General features: G+C 51.3%; 18 protein-coding genes. 16 read left to right on the forward strand and 2 right to left on the reverse strand.

All coding sequences use genetic code 11. The annotated features are described in order from the left end of the window. The first annotated feature begins 6 nt into the window (after positions 1–6). The 7 genes from FE784_RS12400 (at position 7) to FE784_RS12430 (ending at position 7,807) form a co-directional block, all read left to right on the forward strand. Positions 7–987: an NAD(P)H-quinone oxidoreductase gene (locus tag FE784_RS12400; protein ID WP_139602513.1), complete on the forward strand. Its 981-nt coding sequence runs from the start codon at positions 7–9 to the stop codon at positions 985–987. 56 nt (positions 988–1,043) lie between these two features. After that, entirely contained in the window at positions 1,044–2,504 is a 1,461-nt protein-coding gene (locus FE784_RS12405) for a 4-hydroxyphenylacetate 3-hydroxylase family protein (protein ID WP_139602514.1), read from the forward strand. Position 2,505: 1 nt separating this feature from the next. Further along, on the forward strand, positions 2,506–3,267 hold the full coding sequence (locus FE784_RS12410) for an SDR family NAD(P)-dependent oxidoreductase (RefSeq protein ID WP_139602515.1): 762 nt from the start codon (positions 2,506–2,508) through the stop codon (positions 3,265–3,267). A gap of 25 nt (positions 3,268–3,292) precedes the next feature. Next, positions 3,293–4,135 (forward strand): 3-hydroxyacyl-CoA dehydrogenase NAD-binding domain-containing protein, encoded by an 843-nt coding sequence (locus FE784_RS12415; RefSeq protein ID WP_139602516.1) that lies wholly within the window; start codon positions 3,293–3,295, stop codon positions 4,133–4,135. 11 nt (positions 4,136–4,146) lie between these two features. Further along, positions 4,147–5,730, forward strand: a complete 1,584-nt coding sequence (locus FE784_RS12420) for a class I adenylate-forming enzyme family protein (protein ID WP_246132005.1) — start codon at positions 4,147–4,149, stop codon at positions 5,728–5,730. A gap of 77 nt (positions 5,731–5,807) precedes the next feature. Next, positions 5,808–6,986, forward strand: a complete 1,179-nt coding sequence (locus FE784_RS12425) for an acetyl-CoA C-acetyltransferase (protein WP_139602517.1) — start codon at positions 5,808–5,810, stop codon at positions 6,984–6,986. 8 nt (positions 6,987–6,994) lie between these two features. Beyond that, on the forward strand, positions 6,995–7,807 hold the full coding sequence (locus FE784_RS12430; protein ID WP_139602518.1) for an enoyl-CoA hydratase-related protein: 813 nt from the start codon (positions 6,995–6,997) through the stop codon (positions 7,805–7,807). 97 nt (positions 7,808–7,904) lie between these two features. On the opposite strand, the gene FE784_RS12435 is transcribed toward FE784_RS12430, so the two are convergent. Further along, complete coding sequence (locus tag FE784_RS12435) at positions 7,905–9,212, reverse strand: FAD-dependent oxidoreductase (RefSeq protein ID WP_139602519.1); 1,308 nt, start codon at positions 9,210–9,212, stop codon at positions 7,905–7,907. Between the two features lie 167 nt (positions 9,213–9,379). Between FE784_RS12435 and FE784_RS12440 the strand changes: the two genes are divergently transcribed. The 5 genes from FE784_RS12440 (at position 9,380) to FE784_RS12460 (ending at position 13,762) form a co-directional block, all read left to right on the forward strand. After that, complete coding sequence (locus FE784_RS12440) at positions 9,380–10,156, forward strand: helix-turn-helix domain-containing protein (protein ID WP_139602520.1); 777 nt, start codon at positions 9,380–9,382, stop codon at positions 10,154–10,156. Beyond that, positions 10,149–10,316 carry a helix-turn-helix domain-containing protein gene (locus FE784_RS42830; RefSeq protein ID WP_139602521.1) on the forward strand — a complete coding sequence of 56 codons (168 nt, stop codon included), beginning with the start codon at positions 10,149–10,151 and terminating at the stop codon, positions 10,314–10,316. The genes FE784_RS12440 and FE784_RS42830 overlap by 8 nt, the downstream gene beginning before the upstream one ends. Before the next feature lie 151 nt (positions 10,317–10,467). Then, the gene (locus FE784_RS12450) at positions 10,468–11,604 is read left to right on the forward strand and encodes an amidohydrolase family protein (RefSeq protein WP_176706154.1); all 1,137 of its coding nucleotides are present in this window, start codon (positions 10,468–10,470) and stop codon (positions 11,602–11,604) included. Beyond that, a complete protein-coding gene (locus FE784_RS12455) occupies positions 11,601–12,008 on the forward strand; it encodes a Rieske (2Fe-2S) protein (RefSeq protein ID WP_139602523.1) in 408 nt (135 codons plus the stop codon). The genes FE784_RS12450 and FE784_RS12455 overlap by 4 nt, the downstream gene beginning before the upstream one ends. Before the next feature lie 452 nt (positions 12,009–12,460). After that, positions 12,461–13,762 (forward strand): ABC transporter substrate-binding protein, encoded by a 1,302-nt coding sequence (locus FE784_RS12460; RefSeq protein WP_176706155.1) that lies wholly within the window; start codon positions 12,461–12,463, stop codon positions 13,760–13,762. Positions 13,763–13,965: 203 nt separating this feature from the next. Here FE784_RS12460 and FE784_RS12465 read toward each other — a convergent pair whose 3' ends face one another. After that, a complete protein-coding gene (locus FE784_RS12465) occupies positions 13,966–14,745 on the reverse strand; it encodes an AraC family transcriptional regulator (protein WP_176706156.1) in 780 nt (259 codons plus the stop codon). A 352-nt stretch (positions 14,746–15,097) separates the two neighbouring features. On the opposite strand from FE784_RS12465, the gene FE784_RS12470 reads away from it, so the two are divergent. The 4 genes from FE784_RS12470 to FE784_RS12485 all read left to right on the forward strand — a co-directional run bounded on the left by FE784_RS12470 (position 15,098) and on the right by FE784_RS12485 (position 18,962). After that, positions 15,098–16,150: a Gfo/Idh/MocA family protein gene (locus FE784_RS12470; protein WP_139602526.1), complete on the forward strand. Its 1,053-nt coding sequence runs from the start codon at positions 15,098–15,100 to the stop codon at positions 16,148–16,150. A 117-nt stretch (positions 16,151–16,267) separates the two neighbouring features. Next, on the forward strand, positions 16,268–17,245 hold the full coding sequence (locus FE784_RS12475) for a sugar phosphate isomerase/epimerase family protein (RefSeq protein WP_139602527.1): 978 nt from the start codon (positions 16,268–16,270) through the stop codon (positions 17,243–17,245). A gap of 214 nt (positions 17,246–17,459) precedes the next feature. Then, entirely contained in the window at positions 17,460–18,590 is a 1,131-nt protein-coding gene (locus FE784_RS12480; RefSeq protein WP_176706157.1) for an ABC transporter substrate-binding protein, read from the forward strand. A gap of 117 nt (positions 18,591–18,707) precedes the next feature. Continuing rightward, positions 18,708–18,962 carry an MBL fold metallo-hydrolase gene (locus FE784_RS12485; RefSeq protein WP_139602529.1) on the forward strand — a complete coding sequence of 85 codons (255 nt, stop codon included), beginning with the start codon at positions 18,708–18,710 and terminating at the stop codon, positions 18,960–18,962. The last annotated feature ends 226 nt before the right edge of the window (positions 18,963–19,188 follow it).

Below are 19,188 nucleotides of genomic sequence, written 5' to 3' on the forward strand. Positions count from 1 at the left end.
ACAACGATGAAAGCAATTTTGCTGGATGAGTCGGCGCAACGGCTATATATAGGAAATACCCCGGAACCCGTTCCGGGCGATGACGAACTATTGGTTTCTGTGCGAGCGACGGCGCTAAATCGCGCCGACCTGCTTCAACGAAGAGGCCTATACCCGCCGCCTCCGGGGGCGTCGGACATTATTGGATTGGAAATGGCCGGTGTTGTGGAACGAGTGGGAAGTCAAGTGCAAGGCTGGAAGACAGGGGACAGGGTGTGCGCTTTGCTGCCGGGCGGCGGTTATGCGCACAAGTCGGTCATTCCTTCCGGGATGGCCATGGCCGTCCCGGAACACTTCTCCTTCGAAGAAGCTGCGGCGATTCCGGAAGTGTTCTTGACTGCCTACTTGAATTTGTTCGTCTTGTGCGGACTGAAGGCAGGCGAGCATGTGCTCATACATGCCGCCGCCAGCGGCGTCGGGACTGCCGCCATTCAATTGGCCAGAGAAGCGGGTGCGGTCCCGATTGCGACTGCGGGCTCCGGTAAAAAGCTGGAAGTATGCAAGTCGCTTGGAGCCAACTACTTGATTAATTACAATGAAGAAGATTTCGCCGCCAAAGTGTTGGAATATACGAGCGGTCGCGGAGCCCAGGTCATTCTTGATCCGATCGGCGCCTCCTATTGGGAGCAAAATTTCCGCTGCATCGGCCCGGATGGCAGATGGGTGCTCATCGGCGGTTTGGGAGGCAGCAAGGTAGAGCAATTGGACATCACTTCGTTCATGGCCAAACGAATCAAGCTTATTTTTTCCACGCTGCGTTCGCGCTCGTATGCGGACAAAATAGCCTTAACCGAGCAGTTCGTGCGTTTTACTGCCGATAGATTTGCCTCGGGCAAGCTGGTGCCGGTGTTGGATAAAGTGTTCGACTGGACAGAGGCGATGGCCGCGCATGAGTATATGGAAAATAATCGTAACATTGGGAAAATCGTATTGACGGTACATTCATAAACCGGATTTGATGAATCACAGACGGTTTTACCGAAACAAGAAAGGAGAGAACTGCTATGATGACGCCTGAGCAATATGTCGAGAGCTTGCGATCGCAGCAGAAGGAAGTTTATTTCATGGGCGACCGGGTGGACAATGTCGTGGATCATCCGGCGATGCGTCCGCATATTCATGCGGCGTCTGTGACTTACAAGCTCGGTACCGATCCGGAATACGAGCAGTTGGGGACAGCCCGGTCCCATCTGACGGGCAAAACGATCAACCGATGGACGCACATTCCGCAAAATCAGGAGGATCTGGTGAAGAAAGCGCAGATGCTGCGGGTTGCGGGACAAATTACGGGAACATGCTTTCAGCGATGCGTCGGGATGGATGCGCTGATCACGCTTTATACCGTTACATGGGACATGGATCAGAAGCTGGGCACGAACTACCATGAACGGTTTCGATCGTTTCTCGTCAATACCCAAGATCATGACTATATGACCGTCGGGGCGATGACGGACCCTAAGGGCGATCGCTCCAAACGGCCGTCTCAACAGCACGATCCCGATCTGTACGTCAGAGTCGTGGAGAAAAATGACCGGGGGATTATCGTAAGGGGAGCCAAGATGCATCAGACCGGCGCGGTCAATTCGCACCAGATTTTGGTGATGCCGGGGATGGGCATGTCGCCCGAGGAGGCGGAATATGCGGTTTCTTTCGCTGTCCCTGCGGATGAGTTGGGGATCGTGTACGTTTTCGGCAGACAGGTGAATGACAGCAGGAAATGGGAAGGGAGTATCGATCAGGGCAATCCGGTCTATGGCGTCGTCGGCGGGGAAGCGCTCATCATATTCGAAGATGTGTTTGTTCCGTGGGAACAAGTATTCATGTGCGGGGAAACGGACTTCACGGGTATTTTGGTCGACCGGTTCGCGTCTTATCACCGGCAAAACTACGGCGCTTGCAAGGCCGGCAATCTGGATGTCCTTATCGGCGCCACCACGGAAGTTGCCGAAATGCACGGCGTACTGAAAGCCGGACATGTCAGAGACAAGCTGGCGGAGATGGCTCATCTGGTGGAGACGATGTACGGCGGAGCTTTGGCGTGCTCCTACAACTGTTCGACCCTGGAGTCGGGCGCAGCATTCGTTGACCCATTGATTGCGAATACTTCCAAATACAATACGGGACGCTACTATCCCGAAGTTACGAGACTGGCCCAAGATATCGCGGGCGGGTTTATCGCCACCATCCCCTCCGAGCAGGAGCTGGATAACCCGAGAGTTTCCGGATATATAAGGAAGTATTACAAAACAGGCGAGCATGTCGACCCGGTAGAGCGCATCAAGATGGGGCGGTTGATCGAGAACATGACGGGGGCGACTCCCATCGTCGAATGCATGCATGGAGCGGGGTCTCCTCAGGCACAACGGGTCGTTGTGCAGCGCTCGATCAATTGGAATGAGAAAAAGCAGCTCGCCCGGAATATCGTGGGGAAGTCCGAGCGGCATCAGATGCCGGAGGCCGAATAGGATGGTATCGCCATTTGATTTGCAAGGACGAACAGCGCTTGTCACCGGGGGAAGTAAGGGGATCGGCTTTGGAATGGCATCGGCCTTAATCCGCGCCGGCGCCAAGGTGGCGATTGCCGGGAGGAACCAAACGGACGGGGTCCAAGCTGCCCGGCAGCTATGCGAGCATGGCGGGGAAGCGCATTTTTTCCAGGCGGACGTAACCGATAAAGCGCAAGTGGATCGGATGGTTCGCTCGGTGGCGGAGCGGTTCGGGCGGATCGACATTTTGGTCAATAACGCCGGGATGAATATCCGCAAGCCTCTGCTGGAAGTGGAGGAGAGCGATTGGGACGCCGTAATGTCTACGAATTTGAAAGGCATCTTCCTGGTGGGCCAGTCGGTAGTCAAACAGATGGCGGCACAAAACTCCGGGAGCATCGTCAACGTTTCATCGGTCCTGGGCGGTGCCGCGATGCCGAATCAATCGAGCTATGCCGCGTCCAAAGGGGGCGTCAACCAGTTGACGAAGGTGTGGGCGGCAGAGCTTGCGCGCTTCAACATCAAGGTCAATGCGATCGCTCCCGCCTATATCCGAACCCCCATGACGGAGAAGTGGCTCGAAGATCCGGTTCGTTACAAGGAGATCGTCGACAGCACGCTGATGGGTAGGGTCGGGGATGTATCCGAGCTTGCCGGACCCGTTGTATTTCTGGCTTCCTCAGCCTCATCCTACATGACGGGACATATCCTGTACGTCGACGGCGGCTGGTTGGCCAAATAAACATGTACAAGAGGAGTGGGGCGACATGTCCAAAGTGATAGTCGCAGGCGCGGGAACGATGGGCACCGGCATTGTCCAGGTAATCGCCCGATATATGCACGATGTCACCTTGATGGATATATCCGCAGAACAAGTGAACAGAGGTTTGGACACGCTTCACCGTCAATTTAACCGATTAGTTGACAAGGGGAAGATTAGCGAAGCGGAGAAATCGCAAATGTTGGGCTGCATTCGGACGGCGACGGAATGGCCGGAGGAAAACTTCGACATCATGATTGAAGCGGCTTCCGAAAATATGGATGTCAAGCAGAAAGTGTTTCAACAAATGGAAACGATCGCTTCACCGCAAACAGTGCTGGCCAGCAATACATCATCTCTGGGCATCAGTCAGATCGCTTCTTCCGTGCAATGTCCGGATCAAGTTATCGGCATTCACTTTTTTAACCCTCCGGCGGTAATGAATCTGGTAGAGGTCGTGAAAGGGATTCATACGCGCAGCGATATCGTGGAGACCAGCAAGCAGTTTGTTCTGTCCATCGGCAAGAAGCCAGTCGAAGTAAAAGAGGCTCCCGGTTTCGTCGTCAACCGAATGCTTGTGCCGATGATCAATGAAGCGGTCTTTATTTATTCGGAAGGCATAGCGTCAGCGGAACATATTGACGAGGCCATGCGATTGGGGGCGAATCATCCGATGGGGCCGTTGGCTTTGGCCGATCTCATCGGCTTGGATGTGTGCTTGCATGTCATGGAAGTGCTTTACCAGGAATTTGCCGACGGCAAATACCGGCCTGCACCATTATTGAAGCGGATGGTCAGGGGTGGAATGCTGGGGAGGAAAACGGGTCAAGGCTTTTATTCCTACCGCTAGGAGGATGTCGCATGTGGAGTGAGCTGGAGATGGCGGGGGTTGTGAGAGAGTCGGTCTTCCAACGGGATGTGCTGGTGTACGCGGAGCGCCCCAGGAGCGTGAATGAACTTCTGCAGCGCACAGTGACCCGATTCCCCGATAGGGAAGCATTGGTCATGCACAATGAAAGTTTAACATACGAGGAAATGCACCGTTTCATTGAATATATTGCAAGTCGGCTTCATGGCGGTTACGGGGTGAGGAAAGGCGAGCGGGTCGCAATCTTGTTAGGGAATTGCATGGAATACGCTCTTGTTTTTTTCGCCTGCTCGCGAATCGGAGCGATCGCCGTTCCTTTAAATACGCGGCTCGCGCCAAAGGAAATTCAATTTATGCTGGAGCAATCGGGCAGTATGGCGCTTATTACGGATATGGAATTCGCCGAGAAAGTGGCGGCTATCGATTCGGTATCCGCTAAATTTATAGTTGGCGGAGAACGGGAGGGGTTCGTTCCTTTCGAGAGGTTAATCGCTCCGGCGGAACCGGCTCCCCACACGAATATGGATGAACAGGAACCGCTGTACATTATGTATACATCGGGAACGACGGGGGTTCCCAAGGGAGCCGTCGGCAGTCATGCGGGTGTCATTCATGCGGTGATGAGCTACAGCCGGATTATGGGGACTACGGAGCAGGATCGCTCTCTGGATGCCGTACCCTTCTTCCATGTTACGGGTTTGGTCGGACAGTTGATCCACATGGTTTATACGGGAGGCGCCAATGTCATCGTCAGGAGATTCCGATCATCCGAATTCGTCCGGGTGATGTCGGAGGCGCGAATTACGTTTACGTTCAATGTTCCCACTGTGTATGTAATGATGCTGCTCGACCCGTCGTTTCATCGATATCGGTACGATGCGTTCAACATTCTCGCATACGGCGGCGCGTCCATGTCTCCGCACACGATTGAACAGCTCGAGAGGGAGTTTCCCGGCGTTCAGCTTTATAATGCCTATGGCGCAACGGAAACGACATCGCCCGCTACGGTTATGCCTCCGAGATATTACAAAAGCATGATGCTTTCCGTCGGACTGCCGATCCCCGTCATCGAAGTGAAAATTGTCGACAGCAGCGGGGAAGCCTGCGCGCCTTCCCAGATGGGAGAACTGCTGATCAAAGGGCCCAATGTCGTGCGCAGGTACTGGGATAACGAGGAAGCCGACGAGAAATCTTTCGAAGGAGATTACTGGCGTTCGGGAGATATCGCGATGATGGATGAGCGTGGTTTTATTTATATTATGGATCGCGCCAAAGATATGATTAACCGCGGCGGAGAGAAAATTTTTTCCGTGGAAGTCGAAAATATTTTGCTCGGTCATCCCAACGTGTTGGAGGCGGCTGTAGTAGGTATACCCGATCGCGTATTCGGCGAATCGGTGAAAGCCGTCATCGTGCCGAAACCGGGAACAACCGTCGATGAGGTGGAGATTCAGGAATTTGCCAGGCATCACCTGGCGGATTACAAAATTCCCCGGCAGGTTGAAATCCGTTCGGAGCTGCCGCGCAATCCAGGCGGCAAAGTGCTGAAATATTTATTGCGGAATGCGGTCTCTTAGGGTTCCCCGAAACATGATAAAGCATTGCGGAATATGGAGACTACAGACAAGTGGAGCTAGCGGAGGGAGGAGATCATATGGAGGAAATTTACATCCTTGGGGGTTCGAGAACCCCATTCGGTAGTTTCGGCGGCGCCTTAAGAGATGTCGGCGCTGCGAAGCTCGGCGTCATTGCCAGCAAGGCAGCGATGAACCGGAGCGGCGTTGAGCCTGGCGAAATTGATTTTGCGGTTGTAGGCAATGTGATTCATTCCTCCAGCAATGCGTCCTATATGAGCAGACACATTTCCTTGGAAGCCGGACTCCCCGTCGCCAGCACCGCGCTGACGGTGAATCGTTTATGCGGATCGGGCATGCAGGCGGTCATATCGGCAGCGCAGTCGATCATGCTTGGTGAGGGTGAAGCGGGTCTGGCATGCGGAGCCGAAAATATGAGCTTATCGCCTTTTGCTTTGCGCGGATCTCGTTTCGGCACCGGGATCCGAAGCCCGCAATTGGACGATATGCTGCAGGCGACATTGACGGACGAGTTTTGCGGGATCGGCATGGGGATGACGGCGGAAAATTTGGCCGAAAAGTACAAGATTACTCGGGAAGAGCAAGACGAATTCGCCTATTTAAGCCATAGGAGAGCGTCGAGCGCAAGACGGAACAGTGTTTTCGCCGAGGAGATTGCTCCGGTCGAGATTGCAGATCGGAAAGGTAATTTCCTGGTTGAAGCGGATGAGCATATTCGCGAGGATACGAGTCTGGCGGCGCTGGGCAAGCTGAGGCCCGCGTTCATGAAAGACGGTACTGTGACCTCGGGGAATGCCAGCGGAATTAATGATGGCGCAGCGTCGCTTGTTGTGTCAGGCGGCTCCTTCGTAGCCAGGCATAACAAAAAACCGTTGGCTCGCATCGTTTCCTGGGCTGTTTCCGGCGTAGAGCCAGCGATGATGGGAATTGGTCCTGCAACGGCAATTCCAACAGCGCTTATTAAGGCCAATCTTGCGCTCCACGATATCGATCGATTCGAAGTGAATGAGGCTTTTGCCGCACAGTATTTGTCCGTCGAGAAGATTCTTGGGTTGGATAGGGAGAAGACCAATGTTCATGGCGGGGCGATCGCCCTGGGACATCCGGTCGGAGCAAGCGGCGCCAGAATATTGCTTTCCCTCGCCTTGGAGTTGCGGAGAAGCAAATTGCGGTACGGCGTAGCATCCCTCTGTATTGGCGGCGGGCAAGGCATTGCTATGGTCATTGAAGCTTGTTAAGTGAATTTATGATCGGAGATGAGAGGGGGATTCGTATCAATCTCACGAATGTGCACGTAGAGGTAGTGAATCGGGTAGGCCGCATCGTAATCGACCGCCCGCCGGTGAATGCATTGAATCGTCCCACTATATTGGAGCTGCATCAAATTTTCGATTCCACTCAAGCGAACGTCGAGATTAAAGCGGTACTTGTGACGGGAAAAGGAAAATGCTTCGTCGCCGGCGCAGATCTGAAGGAATTGACGGAAGTATTCGACGATCAAGCGAAAGCTGAAGAGATTTCGAGAGAAGGCCAGCGCTTGTTGGACAAAATTGAAAGATCCCGCAAACCGGTGATCGCCGCAATAAACGGCGCTTGTCTTGGCGGCGGGCTCGAGCTCGCGATGAGCTGTCACATGAGAATTGCCGCAGAAGAGGCTATATTCGGGCTACCGGAAATCAAGGTAGGGATTATTCCGGGGTATGGCGGTACACAGAGGCTCGCAAAGCTGACCAATAGAGCAAAAGCATTGGAACTCATCTTGACCGGGGAAGCCATAGACGGGATGGAAGCCGCGAGAATAGGCCTGGTCAATCAGGTCTGCCCGGCGAATGAAGTATTGGCCAGAGCGGTTGCGCTGGCGGAAGCGATCGCCTTGGAGAGAAGCTCTGTCTCGGTGGAGCGAGCGTTGGATGCCGTCTTGGCGGGCACGAAGATGACTAGCGAGGAAGGTCAGGCACTGGAGGCGCAATATTTCGGCGAGTTATTTATGACCGGCGATGCCAAAGAAGGGATAACGGCGTTTCTGGAAAAGCGTAAGCCCGATTTTCACGATCTTTAAATCGCCCAGCTGACGCCGTTTGAAAACCGACGCCAGCTTGGCAAATGTCTATTACGCGTTCGGAGCGGGGCGCGGGAGTCGCAGCGTCAGTCCTCCGTCAATGTCCTGGAGAGCCGCTCGGATCAATGGAGCTATCGTCATCGGCTTGGCGTGAATAGTCCGGGTCTAGGGAAGTTGCCCCCGGATACTTCGCCTGCACGGGTTTATAATGGATGATGGCTCCGGCATCTGCCAATCTTCGCTGCAGCTCCCCGACAGGGATGTCCTGAATCGCACAGCCGAGCTCTATGGCCAGTTTTACGGCGGTGCCGGCGGCTTGCCCGGTGACGGCGCATGTCGAGATGAGGCGGGTGGACTCCCTTGCTTGATCGATGGAAGAGATAATTCTGCCCGCTGCTACAATATTGCGTATCCCCGGAGTGATCAGGGTGCGATAGGGGATTTCGAAAATATGAAAGGGCTTGTCTTCTTCCGTCGAACATCCGATGGAATCCTCGAAAACCACATTTTTGTCCGCATTCGTTAACACATAGTGTCCGTCTATGCGCCGCGTTGTCCGCAATTGCGGCAGCGTTGGTAACGTAGTCAACGATTCCGCTTTTGTGTCGAACTGTTTGACATGATCCAGCAGCAGCTTCCGGCCGGCTTTGACAAATTCGGAAATTTCCATGCCGTCATGAATGGTAAACCGTTTCATTCCCTCGGGATGCTTGCGTCCCGTTCTGCTTGAGCCATGGAATTCCAGCTTCAGCCCTTGATAAATGTCGTTTTTCTCTAACGCCGAAGCCATCTTGGATAAATTCGTGGAGTAAGCCCAATACGTAAGCCAATTGCCGTCTTCTACGCATGCGGCGCCTGATCGCTTCATAAGATCGGCATCGCCGGATGCGTCTACGAACATGGCTGCCCGGTATCCGATGCGCCCTTCTTTATTCTCGACAATCACTCCCTTGCACCAGCCGTCTTCAACGACAGCGGAGCTGAAGACGGTGTCGAACAGCACATCGATCCCTTCTTGCTCCATCAGTTCGTCCAAGGCAAGAATGAAAGCGTAGGCATTGAATGCCGTTGCATAACGATGCCTCGTATCTATTTTCTCCAGGTTATTTGCCCAAGCCTTTGGCAAGGTGTTGTACCCATATTTGATCGACAGATGCAACAATTCCTCCGCAATGCCGCTCATGATTTTACGTCCATAGCCGTCGCACAGCGCACATAGATAAAAAACGACCAAGCCGCTGGTAGCCAGTCCCCCGAGCGCAACGCCTTTCTCGATAATCAGCACCCGCATCCCGCTTCGTCGTGCCGCTAAGGCGGCACTGACGCCGGCAATGCCTCCGCCAATAATAATCACATCATACTCATCCTTGATTCGTATCGTTCGTGATTCTGCAAAGCTGTTCATGGAACGCCACTCCCTATGTGAATCGTTATTTTCTTCATGTTAAAGGACATGCCGGCTTGCGTGCCATTAAGAAAACAACATGAATTGGACGATTCTACGATCAATTGAGTTTCGTTGACTGCTATATTATACTGGGTTTGTCTTGGCGTCAGGGGGGAGGAAAGGTGATGAAGCTTCAATGGATCGGTTACGACAATCTGGTTCCAAACTGGCGCAGATCCAAGTTTGTCAGCAACCAGTACATTATTGTATTGGTTGTGTACGGGCAAGTCATGTATGAGATCGACGAGGTTTCGCTGACCTTGTCGAAGGGGGATATCTTGATTACTTATCCGGGCACGACCCGTTTCGGCACGAACGGACCATACCCGCCCCATCGGAAGTATTCCGCTCATTTTACACTGGATCCTTCGCGGCACGAGCTCCTGAACGAATTATCCGTGATTAAGGGATACCAGCATTTCAAATCGCGCAAGTTCGATTATTATCATCAACGATTCACTTCGATGCATCGACAGTGGAGGGGCTCGTCCCCCTTGCGCGAATTCGCGTGTCAGGGTATGGTTATGGAATTGTTTTGCTCCATGTTGACGGGGCTTCAACAGCAAAACATACCGGCGCATAGGCAATTAATCGTTTCGGAGCTCGAGGCTTATATTCAGGCCCATTTCAACGAAGATATTCGAGTCAGCCAATTGGCGGAATTGGTCAGGCTGTCCCCGAATTATGTTACGACTATTTTTAAAGAAATTACCGGGCAGAGCCCGATCGATTATGTGCACCATCACCGCGTGTCGGTGGCCAGTGACTTGTTGCTCCACTCCGATATGAACATTCGCGAAATATCCGATTACCTTGGATTTTGCGAGCCGGCTTATTTTAATCGTATTTTTAAGAAGGTAACCGGACTGCCGCCTTCCGAGTTGCAGAAGCAACATGTATAGCCGAAGCCAACGTCTGCTGCGGGAAGCACCCAATGCTTCCATTTCCGATATTGCCCACATGATCGGTTTTACGTCCGCATCCCATTTCAGCCGTCACTTCAAATCGTTGACGGAGGAAGCGCCGTCGTCATTTCGCCAGAAAATGCTTAGTAAGGGGTAGGTGCGCGAGCGCCGCTTATCGGTTTGAAACAGGTCAACTATTGAACAGAAACCCGTCAAACATCTGCAATCTTTTGTTTCCCCTCCTAGCTATAATGAATTTACAAGCCATAAGTTATATAAACAAGAACAGTCCTGGAGGGGATGAGAGAATGCAGGTCACAGAGGAAGGCGCTAAACCAAACGGCAAACGTTCGAAACTGAAACGGCCGATTATTGATTGCGATATACATCACTATACGGGGTTCGATGTGTTGAAGCCCTATTTGCCGCGGGCATACCGGGAGCTAATCCATACTTATGGAAAGGCTATGCCGGGCGGAATGCATTTTAACGGCGGGGTCGGCGGAAGAATGGTGGATTCGCTCCCGCCGGACGGAGGACCGGCCGGGGGCAATCTTGAATATATGCGGGAACATCATCTGGACCCGAACAATATCCACTACGGGATTTTGACCGGGGAGAGCCTGGGCGTTCAAGGAACGATCAACTTTGATTATGCGGCGGCTTGCTGCAGCGCGTACAATGACTACACGATCGACCACTGGTTGGCCAAAGACAGTCGGTTAAAAGGGTCGATCATGATCCCGAAACAAGACCCGATACAGGCGGCGAAGGAGATTGACCGAGTCGGGGGGCGGTCCGATATGGTGCAGGTATTGGTACAGAACGGAGCCTTCTTCCCATACGGCAACCGTTATTACTACCCGATCTACGAAGCTTGTGTTCGACATCATTTACCTTTTACGATTCACGTCAGCGGCGAAGGGTCCGGCATGAACGCGCAGCCGACAGGTGCGGGCCATGTCACCCATTATGCGGAAGCGCGGGCGGCGAGACCGCAAGTCATGATGGCGCACGTTGCCAGCTTCATCTTTGAAGGGGTATTCGAACGTTTTCCGACGCTGAAGGTAGTGCTGCAAGAGGCGGGCGTATTCTGGATCGTGCCGTACTTGTGGCGGCTCGACCAAGACTGGAAGTCGCTGCGGGTGCAAACTCCGTGGGTGCAAAAGAAGCCCAGCGAGTATTTCCGCGAAAATTTCCGCGTTACGACCCAACCGATCGAAGAGACGCCGAATCTTGAAGTTTTCAAGCATATGATGGACAGTTTGCATGCGAAAGAGACCATGATGTATTGCAGCGATTATCCGCATTGGGATTACGATTCTCCGCTGCTGGCATTGCCTCGAATGGAGGAGGAGCTGGCGCACCGCGTCTATTACCAGAATGCGGCGGATCTATACAACCTTCCTCCGTACCAACCGGAAGAAAAGGAGGAGCGGGTATGACGAACTCGTCGCAATCGCATCCGAATGTACCCTCGCAAAAGTATGTCGTTGCCACAGTATCGGAAATTGTTCCCGGCTCGAAGAAAATTGTTGAAGCGGGCGGACGGAGCATAGGCGTATATAATCTCGATGGACAATTTTATGCGCTGCGCAACGTATGTCCGCATCAAGGCGCCCAGCTGTGCAAGGGTCTGGTCAAGCCGCTGGTGGTTTCGTCCGGCCCGGGCAGCTTCGAGTACGAGCGGGAAGGGGAAATTGTTCGATGTCCTTGGCATCAATGGGAGTTTGATATTAAGACAGGCTGCATGATCGTCGATCCGGCGATGCGAACGAAAACGTACGAGGTAACGGTGGAAACGTTCGGCGTAACCGTGGAAGAGGGCCAAGTAATCGTGCATATGTAGTACCGTATTTATCCGGCAAGGCTTCTCCGAAAACATTCGAATCCTAACGGCGACTGAAAGCCTCCAAATCCGCATGAAAAGCGGCTTGGAGGCTTTCATGTCTTGTGTCGGCATGATTCGATCTGCATGTCGCGGCCCTGCCTGTCAAGTTGGAGGGTAACAGAAAGTGGTCAACTATAGTATATAAAGCGGTCAAACATTTGCAATCTTTTACCCTCCTTCAAAGATATAATGATCTTGTTCATCCATAAGGAACACCTAACGATCGATGATGGAGGGGAATTAGTCCAAGAAGGGAAGAGAATGAAAGACTGAGCCGCAACCCTCGGTCGCTCGCAGAGATGGCTTGTACGATTCAAATCTTGGAACCGACTTAAGTCATGGGGGAAAGCGATTTATCCGGAGGTAAGCGCTATACCGGAAAGCTATTATTTAGAATGGGGGTTGTTTGTTTGAGAACGATTATGAATAACAGATGGTCTAAATGGCTGTTGGCAGGCTTGATGCCTGCTTTGCTCGCCGCCTGCGGAATCAATGGAAGCAGCGGCAATGGAAGCGAAAAAGCTAATGGCGACGAAGGGGCCAAAAGCGACGGACCGGCAAATCTCGTTTTTTATTCCACCGCCGTTTGGAGCCAAGAAGCGTTTAACGAGCGATTCGGAGATGCGATCAGGAAAAAGTTCCCGAATTATACTGTCCAAGCGATTTTCAACGGCAAAGGAACATCGTTTGAAGATGTTATGAGCTCCGGCGTAACGATTGACATTGTTTGGCAAGACGTGAACAATACGATTCCCGAATTATTGAATTATGGACTGCAGTACGATATGACCGAATTGATCAAAAAATATGGAGTGCCCGTTCAGAATCTGGAGCCGACGGCCATCAACGCAATCCGCGAAATGTCCGATGGCAAATTGTATGCTCTCCCCATTGTCAATAATACCGCAGTACTGTATTACAACAAGGATCTGTTCGATAAGTTTGGCGTTCCTTACCCGACGGACGGAATGACATGGGATCAAGCGATTGATCTGGCCAAAAGATTGTACAGATCGGATGGAGGCGTGCAATATTACGGGATGAGGGGCGGTATTCAGCCTCACGCCAATTTAAGCCCGCTTTCGATTCCTTCCATAGATCCGAAAACGGGAAAACCGACCCTATTAACGGATGACCGCTGGAAAACGTTATTCAGCGAAGTTGTCGAAATGAAAAAGACGGTAGAAAACAAAGCGCTAAGCTTTGTGAAGGACCCCAAAGTAGCGATGTCGCTCGATCTGGCCAATATATTTATTAATAACGACATGTCGGCATTAAACTGGGACTTGGTCTCTTATCCCGCCTATAAGGATAAACCGGGCGTAGGCCCGCAGGCTCTGCCTACCCTTTTCGGCATTACATCGGCGAGCAAGCAGAAGGACGAGGCGATGAAGGTGCTTAGCTACTTGCTGTCCGTTGAAGCGCAAATGAGCTTTTCCGAAAGGGCGGTCATTCCGATCCTGCAAAATGAACAGGTGAAGGGAGCTTTCGGCAAAAATAGCCCGTACAAAAATAAAAATTTGCAGTCGATCGTGAAGACGAAATTTGCTCCCATTACTTCGAAGTCAAAGTTTGAAGGGAATATACGGACTATTTATGACAAAGCCATTCCCGATCTTGTGGACGGAAAAGTCGATTTGAATACCGCCTTCAGAAGTATGGATGAACAAATCAACAAATTGATTGCCGAAGACAAGATGAAATCGAAATAAGGCGTCAAGCGACAAGCTGACCGTGGTCGTCGACAATAATCCGCTGTTTATATAAAACAAACGGCTTTCCGGAGTTTCCCGGAAGGCCGTTTTGATTTTTGAAATCGGACGAACTGGGGAAATACAAAGCTTGGAAACACAACCAAGCTTGCCTTTTCGATGTAACGTTGACGAAACGGATCGCAGCATTCACGCTTGAAAGCTCAATAACGGTTCAACATCATTTTTCTATAATGTCCCGGGCTATTGCCGTACATCGATTTGAAAAAGCGGATAAATGGAAACGTACTATCATAACCGACCAAGTTGGCAATTTCTCTTACCGTCAAATCGGATGTTGAGAGTAAATATTGCGCCTTTTTAAACCGTTGCGATTGGATGTACTGCATCGGGGATAAATCAAACGAATCCTGAAACTCTTTATAGAAATGCGATGTTGAAACGAACAGAAGCCCGGCCAATTGGGAGACTTTTATTTTCTCGTCAAGATGCTCCTCGATATATTTGAAAACCGGTTGAAATTTTTGGAATTTGTTCATTTTTTCCAAGCTCCCCGCTTTATGACGGGATATCGACATCACGATTTCCAAAACGGAAAATAGGCGCTGCTTCACTTTGGCAGCGGCAAATAAAGCCGCGCTGTTATTCGTATGTTTGGCATGCACGAGGTCGGATATTTCTGCTTGCAGTTGCCCGATTTCGTTACCGATTGCATCGGAAGTGGTATAAGGCGTCTCCAATAGATCCAGGAGAGGGAAGTGTTCGAATAACGTGAAATTGAAGTTCAACCAATGCGTAACGGCCGTGTCCCCCAATAAATGGAAGGTGTATTTGACATTGGCAGGAATGATAAGCGCTTGCCCCGGCTCCACTTTATAGCTGGCGTTATCGATTCCGACGACAACGGCCCCGTCCGTAATTCGGGTTACGAGCGCAAATGGCTGTATGTGGATGGATGCAATAAATTGCGTATGCGTTTTCATGCCAAGTTTTGTTGTTCCGCATTGAAAATAGGCTAACTCAAGCGAGCTTAATAAATGGATTAAAATTTGCGAGTTCTGCATGCGGGAGCTCCCTTCCCTCAAAGGCATTTGTGCAAATATGAACTCGTTTACTAGGCAAATATGAACTAAATCGCGCAAATATCTCATTTTTAATTATATTGTATTATTGCATGCAGTCAATTCGAACAAACGGAACGATAGACGAAGTGTGTATACATATAGACGATATGTGATTTTTTACGAATATGGCATTGTGAGATAATGACGTTGCAATGATCCCTTATGCGCCAAAGCGGCGACAAGCCAAACTAACAAAGTTGGGAGCCTGAACATGACAAACAAGTTGAAAATCGGCATTTTGGGCGGAGGTGGCATATTAAACGCACACGCACCGGGTTTTGTCCGATTGAAAGACAAATGTGAGATTGTTATAGCCGAGTCGGATTCCGGAAAGCATGCACGTATTCGCAAACTGCTCGGAGACGAGGTGAACATTTACGGGGATTATAAGGAGGTGCTGGCGCTTCCCGACGTTTGTGCCGTAGACATTTTGCTGCCGCATCACCTGCATGAGCAAGCGACGATCGCCGCAGCGAAAGCCGGCAAGCATGTGTTGGTGGAGAAAGTAATGGCGCGCAACGTGGAAGAGTGCGACCGGATGATCGAGGCTTGCCGAGAAGCGGGAGTGACGCTGACGGTTTGCCACGACAGGCGCTACGACAGCGACTGGCAAGCTTTGAAACATATTGTCGATTCGGGCGATCTCGGCGAAATATTGTTTTGGAAGCTGGAGCATAACCAAAACGTCGTCACTCCGCCGGATTCGTGGATTCGCTCCAAGGAAAAGCTCGGCGGTGGCGCGATTATGAGCTGCTTGACCCACCAAATCGACGCTCTGCGCTGGTATGGCGGCGAAGTCCGGTCGGTAACGTCGATGTCGAAGGTCGAACCGGGTCGGATGGAAGGCGAGAGCATCGGTGCGGTTATCGCCAAGATGGAATCCGGGGCGCTGGCTCTGCTCTCGATTAACTGGTATACGCAGTCGCATAGCGCTCCGGACGGCTTATGGTACGAGTTCAACCATGTCACCGGAACGAAAGGCGAAGCTTACTACATGAGCGGCAAAGGAACGTTCGTCAAGCTTCATGGCGACAAGTCCGAATATTTCGAATACGATATGAGAGCAAAAGAAGGATTCAAGAAGGTGGAGACGCACAAACAAATGTCCGGTCATCAGAGCTGCATCGACGAGTGGGTGAAGCAATTGCTCGGAGAGCAAGCCAAAGTGGTGACGGATGGAACCGAAAGCCGGAAGACGGTCGAAGTCGCGGAGGCGGCTTACCGGTCGGAACAGCAAGGCAAAGTAGTAAGTTTGCCTCTCTGAAACCCTTGCCAGTCTGCGACTGGGCGGGAACAGCTTGTTCCAGTATTATCTTTTTGAACGATTGAAGCCGTACATGCACGCTTGCGCAACTATATCAATCAATTAAGGTGGGCACAGATGAAAATAGGAATCGATAGTTTTACGATCAGGGAATTGCTCCTTGATCCTTACCGTACAATCGATTATGTCAAAAGCCGGGGATTCGACGGCGTCCAATTCGACAATGGCAATTTTGGACGCACAAATGATAAGGCGCTATATAAAGATGTGCGCCAATATGCGGATGCGCATGGCATAATTACCTCGATGTCTGTCAGTTCCTGCAATCCGCTCATCGTCAAACAAGCGGAAGACGAACATGTACGGGAAGTCGCTCGGCAAATCGAGGCTTGCGCTGCCGCCGGTTGGCATGAGCTGAGAACGTATATCAGCTCCTATAATGAGCGATATGTTCACCCGACTCCATGGAACGTTCATTTGGAGAAGAGCGCTGCATTCATCTCGGCGTTGCGGCCAACGCTCGAACGGTACGGCAGCCGCATTAACATTGAAAACCACGGGGAGACGACATTCGAAGTGCTTCAAGTTGTCGAGCAGGCAGGTACGGATATTTGCGGCGTTTGCTTCGATACGGCCAACACGCTTGTCAATGCCGAAGACCCGCTGCTTGCGGCGCAACGTGTGGCTCCTTACACGCACATGACGCATCTGAAGGACGCCATTATAAGCTTTACGGATCGGGGCGTAAGGCGGCAAGGGAAAGCGCCCGGACAAGGCATCGTCGATTTCAAGTCGGTCATTGCCGAACTGGGAAAGCATTCTCCCGACCTCATGCTGTCGATTGAAGATCATAAGTGGCTGTTTGAATTCAATCTGTTCGAGCGGGACTGGATCGATCGCAACCCCGATCTTACGCCATACGAGATGGGTCAATATATGAAGCTCGCTGTTATGACGGAACGGAAGATTGCCGATGGGAGCATTCCCGACATCGACGAATACGAAACTATTCCTTATATGGAGCAGATGGAAGAACGGTTATCGATCGGACTCGCTTATATGAGGGGCATTTTGAAGGAGCTGCAGCTCGATTGACGATTACTTAGCCATAAATAAAAAAAATCGGGGTGACAAAATGAGGAAATAAAAGGGCGGTTTCTCGGCAACGGCTATGTGCATCCTCCTGTTTACTTCGGCATGCAGCGGCGGCGGCGACAAGCAGTTAACGGAACAAGGTTCGTCCGAACAAGACACGAAGCCGGTAAAACTGTTAGTTATAACGCCATCAGGCGGAACGCCCGAGTGGTTCATGGATCGGTACGGAAAGCAAATCCAGAAAAAGTATCCGAACTATGAGTTCGAGATCGTGGAAAGTGTCGGAAGCAACGTCCAGAATCTCGTCCTTGAGCAGCGCAAAGTAGATATTATCATTTCTTCCTTGAACAATTATCGCTCCAATCTTATGCCTTTGTACGGCGGCGACCTGTCGGATTTGGTGGCAAAACATAAATTCGATGTAAATCGGCTGGAGTCTTCCTTTATGGAAACGGTACGCAATCTGGACAGCATGAAGCTAAGCGCATTGACCTTATACGATCTCCGACTTACTTTATTTTACAATAAAGACATCTTCGATAAGTTCGGTGTTCCCTATCCGAAAAATCATATGACATGGGACAGCTTATATGACGTTGCCGCGAAGTTAACCAGGAACGACGGGGGCGTCCAATATCGCGGATTTGTAGCCGGTCCGTCCGCTTTGACGTTGGTCAATCAACTTTCTTTGCCCTATACGGATGCCAAAGGCGAGAAAGCCGTCCTGCAAACCGATCAATGGAAGCAGTACATCGGCACGCTGCTCCCGCTCTACACGGTGCCGGGCTATAACGCAAAGAAAGAGCTGATCTCCAGAGATTCCAGAGCCTCCTTCGTGAAAGAAAAGACAACCGGAATGTTCGTACTGTACAACTCCGATGCGCCGAAGCCGGAAGAAAACGTAAACTGGGACGCGGTTAGTTTGCCGGAGATGAAAAGCTTGCCGGGAGTCGGTTCGCAGCCGTTCTCCGTCGTTATTACCGTCGCCTCGACAAGCCAGCATCGGGATGAATCGTTCAAGAGCATTGCCCATCTGTTGTCAGACGAGGTTCAGACTGAGATAGGTGCCGACTTTGCCCAAATAACACCGTTGAAAAGCCAAACTGTCAAAGACGCCTTCGGCCGCAATGTAGCGCAATGGAATGGGAAAAATATTAGCTCCATTACTGCCTTGAAGCCCGCTTCGCCAGCTAGAGTCGGAGAATTTGACGGTAACGTGGGAAGCTCGCTGCAAAACGCTATCCTTTCGATCATCTATGGGGAGAAAGATATGAACACGGCTTTAAGACAAGCGGAAGAGGAAGCGACCAAAAAAATTGCCGAAGCGATCCAGATGAAAAAGTAAGGAAAGCGCATGACTGAAAAGCGCGAATAGAATGGAAGTGCCGTCGTATGGCTATGAATCGGAAGGTCGGTCATTTTCCTTGGCAACCGTTATGTTTGTTTTGCTGGTCGTATCCGCATGCCCAATCCCCATTCAGCCTCCTATAACACCACGATGGCACAAGTTGCAAGAAAGAACATCGTTCACAAGACGTTGGAGGAAGGCGATACGTTTCAACTTGGCGGCGAAGTTGCATTCGAGGTGCTCAGTCCGAACAAAGGCGAATTACCGGGCAATGTAATGAGCTCAGGGGACACCGCAATCAATAACCATTCGCTCGTGATCAAAATGCGTTACAAAGAAAACAGCTTTTCGTCAGTTTGGAAACGTTGAAAAGTTATGCCGCCACGAAAGCGAAAGCGTATTCGACGAAGCAAAACGGTTCGATTCTTCTTGTATCCGACGGCATGGGTTGGACGGTCGTTACGGAAAAGGACCCGGCATCTTGAATTGTCGGCTGCGCTCGGCAATCGCGCTGTTGGCGTTCGTTGTGCGGCGGGGGCATTTTGGATTGTTCAAAGACTCAGTTGGCGATCTAAGAAAAGATTTTATTCGGAAG

Origin of the sequence: Paenibacillus hemerocallicola, assembly GCF_006265175.1 — a bacterium.
GTDB classification, from domain to species: domain Bacteria; phylum Bacillota; class Bacilli; order Paenibacillales; family NBRC-103111; genus Paenibacillus_AB; species Paenibacillus_AB hemerocallicola.

Coding starts and splice junctions, on each gene's coding strand:
- FE784_RS12400 (WP_139602513.1), top strand. CDS start 7: ATGAAAGCAATTTTGCTGGATGAGTCGGCGCAACGGCTATATATAGGA.
- FE784_RS12405 (WP_139602514.1), top strand. CDS start 1,044: ATGATGACGCCTGAGCAATATGTCGAGAGCTTGCGATCGCAGCAGAAG.
- FE784_RS12410 (WP_139602515.1), top strand. CDS start 2,506: ATGGTATCGCCATTTGATTTGCAAGGACGAACAGCGCTTGTCACCGGG.
- FE784_RS12415 (WP_139602516.1), top strand. CDS start 3,293: ATGTCCAAAGTGATAGTCGCAGGCGCGGGAACGATGGGCACCGGCATT.
- FE784_RS12420 (WP_246132005.1), top strand. CDS start 4,147: ATGTGGAGTGAGCTGGAGATGGCGGGGGTTGTGAGAGAGTCGGTCTTC.
- FE784_RS12425 (WP_139602517.1), top strand. CDS start 5,808: ATGGAGGAAATTTACATCCTTGGGGGTTCGAGAACCCCATTCGGTAGT.
- FE784_RS12430 (WP_139602518.1), top strand. CDS start 6,995: ATGATCGGAGATGAGAGGGGGATTCGTATCAATCTCACGAATGTGCAC.
- FE784_RS12435 (WP_139602519.1), bottom strand. CDS start 9,212: ATGAACAGCTTTGCAGAATCACGAACGATACGAATCAAGGATGAGTAT.
- FE784_RS12440 (WP_139602520.1), top strand. CDS start 9,380: ATGAAGCTTCAATGGATCGGTTACGACAATCTGGTTCCAAACTGGCGC.
- FE784_RS42830 (WP_139602521.1), top strand. CDS start 10,149: ATGTATAGCCGAAGCCAACGTCTGCTGCGGGAAGCACCCAATGCTTCC.
- FE784_RS12450 (WP_176706154.1), top strand. CDS start 10,468: ATGCAGGTCACAGAGGAAGGCGCTAAACCAAACGGCAAACGTTCGAAA.
- FE784_RS12455 (WP_139602523.1), top strand. CDS start 11,601: ATGACGAACTCGTCGCAATCGCATCCGAATGTACCCTCGCAAAAGTAT.
- FE784_RS12465 (WP_176706156.1), bottom strand. CDS start 14,745: ATGAAAACGCATACGCAATTTATTGCATCCATCCACATACAGCCATTT.
- FE784_RS12470 (WP_139602526.1), top strand. CDS start 15,098: ATGACAAACAAGTTGAAAATCGGCATTTTGGGCGGAGGTGGCATATTA.
- FE784_RS12475 (WP_139602527.1), top strand. CDS start 16,268: ATGAAAATAGGAATCGATAGTTTTACGATCAGGGAATTGCTCCTTGAT.
- FE784_RS12480 (WP_176706157.1), top strand. CDS start 17,460: ATGGATCGGTACGGAAAGCAAATCCAGAAAAAGTATCCGAACTATGAG.
- FE784_RS12485 (WP_139602529.1), top strand. CDS start 18,708: ATGCCCAATCCCCATTCAGCCTCCTATAACACCACGATGGCACAAGTT.